Below are 2783 nucleotides of genomic sequence, written 5' to 3'. Positions count from 1 at the left end.
TCCCTGAATTTTCCCCCCGATCACTCCCATACCTGGTACTTTTTGATTGACAAAAGGTCTAAAAGTCTTACCCAACAAGGTTTTTAGATTTTTTCGGCAAACCCTAGCTAATTGTCTCCCCAAGAAGACTTGAGCTAATCACCAAGCACAGGGGAATCAGTCAGGACTATGGAGGTTAGCGGACTCGAACCGCTGACATCCTGCTTGCAAAGCAGGCGCTCTACCAACTGAGCTAAACCCCCGATCTGGTTTTTAGGACACTTTCGTTATTATAACCTATAGTGAAAAATATTACAAGTTAATTTTTCCCTTGCCTGCCATGTCTTATCTAGTCGCCACTTTTTACCGGTTTGTGGCTTTGTCAGATTATCGTCAAAAACAGCCAGAAATACAAAAATACTGCCAAGAAAGAGGAATTAAAGGAACTATTCTGCTGGCAGCCGAGGGGATTAACGCAACGATCGCTGGGAACCGTCAAGCGATCGCCGAGGTGATTAGTTGGTTAAAAACCGATACTCGTTTAGCTAATCTAGAAGTGAAAGAGTCTGTTTGTGATTATTTGCCCTTTCAACGCTTAAAAATTCGCTTAAAACAGGAAATTGTGACTTTTGGTCAACCCAAGGCTAATCCTCTCGAAAAAACAGGAATTCATCTCAAAACTGAAGAGTGGAACCAATTGCTGAAAGAGCCGGACGTGGTAGTGATCGATACGCGTAATAATTATGAAGTGGCGATCGGTACTTTCGCGGGAGCGCTTAACCCAGAAATCCAGCATTTTCGCCAATTTCCTGAGTATATTCAGGAAAATTTTGATAGTATTAACAATAAAAAAATAGCTCTTTTTTGTACGGGGGGAATTCGCTGTGAAAAGGCGGCAGCTTTTTTATTAAATCAAGGCTTTTCTCAAGTTTATCAGCTAGAGGGAGGTATTTTGAAATACTTAGAAGAAGTTAGTCCCGATCAGAGTCTTTGGCAAGGAGAATGTTTTGTTTTTGATCAAAGAGTGGCCCTAACAGCTAATCTAGAGGTGGGACATTATGAAATGTGTCCCGCTTGCGGTCATCCCATCGATGAAAAAGATAAACAGTCCCCCAATTACCGAGCAGGAATATCTTGTCCCTATTGTAGTTAATTTTATCCTATTCGTACCGCTCTCATCTCCCTACTTTTCTAGTATCTGTTTACTTTTTCTTGCGGATTTGTGTACCAGAAATCATGTCATGAAGGGCGCGTTTTTTCTTTGTCCAGGCTGCCAGTAAAAAGCCCAAATATAAGGGAGCAGTGGAGATAAATTTTAGTAAGTAGCGGCGATTGGCTCTTGCAAAAGATATGCGTCGGCCTTGGCTATCGGTGACGGATAAATCAAAAAACATTTTACCAATAGTGGCTTTAAAAAGATATTCTAAGAAAACAGAATATAACCATTTAATAACTATTCCTAAACCAAGAGCGGTCAGGATGGCAATATGCTCGTGAGTAAAGTTAAGTTTGGCTTGAATATTATAGATAATTGCCGCCATAAATAAAGCAAACCCGATAATTGTTGTTCCGGCTGCACTTAATCCCGCTGCATAGTAAACCCACATTTCTTTGGGTATATTAAAATCAAGATTTAAGTTTTGAAAAGTTGGCCATTGTTGTAGGCGAAAACAGATATAACCACCTAATAAAGCGGCGATAATAAGAACGATAAAAGAATCAATTAAAGAGGCTTTGAAACGGAGCCAAAACCCAGCATAACTGGGAGAAATTGCAGCGATTAAAGAAATAAGTGCCAGATTGGGAATAGGAATAATTTTAGGTTTTTCAGGAGAAGAATTTTTAGTTTTTTTAGTTTGATGGGGATTGGCTTTAATATCAGTAATAATTTTTAGCAAACTTTTGGTATCTTTAGGTCGATCAATAGGTTTTTCTGCCATTAAATTATCGATAAAATCTGCTAATCGAGAAGGGATATTTTGTGCATATTTACGCCAGTTAAATTCATTGGTATTAATGTTATAAATTTTTGGATCACTGGGTTCTTTACCGGTTAACAAAAAGACGAAAGTTTTGCCCAAAGCATAAAAGTCTGATTGGGGGACAGAGTGACCGCGAGATTGTTCAGGAGGAGCATATCCGGGGGTATAAATTCCTGTATTTTTGCCTCCTGCTAGGACGGTTTTAGTCACCTGTCGCGCTGCCCCAAAATCAATTAAAACTAATTGACCATCGGGTTTTAAGATAATATTAGAGGGTTTGATATCACGATGATAGAATTTATGTTTATGAACTTCATGGAGAATATTGGCTAACTGAGTTAACCAATCCAAAGCGAGATTATAATCAATCGGTTTAAATCCTCTTTGTTTTTGATGTTCTTCTAAGTCAATACCAGCAATTTTCTCCATAACTAAACAGTGTAAGGCAGTTTGACTCTCCCGGGGATGATAAATAAAATAGTTTTCTCCTTTGGGAATACCGGGGTGATTTAATTGTTTTAAAAGATTGGCTTCCTGTTGAAATAAATCAATAGCTTTGCTAGAATCGTAGGTAAGAACTTTTAATACTTTGGGTATTTTACGTTCATCTATCACTTCATAGGTATTACCAAATCCACCTTTGGCACTCAATAAATTTGTGACTCGATATTTACCATTTAAAAGCAAGTCGGAACCACAGGATTGACAGTAACGACTCTCCGTGATACTTTTCGGTTTAGGACAATGAGGATTAATACAAAAACTCATGGATTTTATTGGTAGAGTACAAAATAAACTTGATGATTAAAATATCCCCTGATA

Annotated in this window: 2 protein-coding genes and 1 tRNA gene; 1 reads left to right on the top strand and 2 read right to left on the bottom strand. The window is 38.2% G+C overall.

The window, feature by feature from the left end; genetic code table 11:
* Positions 1 to 169 precede the first annotated feature (169 nt).
* Positions 170 to 242, bottom strand: a tRNA-Ala gene (locus IQ242_RS21720).
* 77 nt (positions 243 to 319) lie between these two features.
* Between IQ242_RS21720 and IQ242_RS21715 the strand changes: the two genes are divergently transcribed.
* Positions 320 to 1132 carry a rhodanese-related sulfurtransferase gene (locus IQ242_RS21715; RefSeq protein WP_193961369.1) on the top strand — a complete coding sequence of 271 codons (813 nt, stop codon included), beginning with the start codon at positions 320 to 322 and terminating at the stop codon, positions 1130 to 1132.
* Between the two features lie 49 nt (positions 1133 to 1181).
* Here IQ242_RS21715 and IQ242_RS21710 read toward each other — a convergent pair whose 3' ends face one another.
* The gene (locus IQ242_RS21710; RefSeq protein ID WP_193961368.1) at positions 1182 to 2729 is read right to left on the bottom strand and encodes an RDD family protein; all 1548 of its coding nucleotides are present in this window, start codon (positions 2727 to 2729) and stop codon (positions 1182 to 1184) included.
* Positions 2730 to 2783 lie beyond the last annotated feature (54 nt).

The organism is Microcystis sp. LEGE 08355 (assembly GCF_015207185.1).
GTDB classification, from domain to species: domain Bacteria; phylum Cyanobacteriota; class Cyanobacteriia; order Cyanobacteriales; family Microcystaceae; genus Microcystis; species Microcystis panniformis.
Note: the sequence above shows the minus strand (reverse complement) of the source record. Positions and strands in the feature narration are given on the sequence as shown.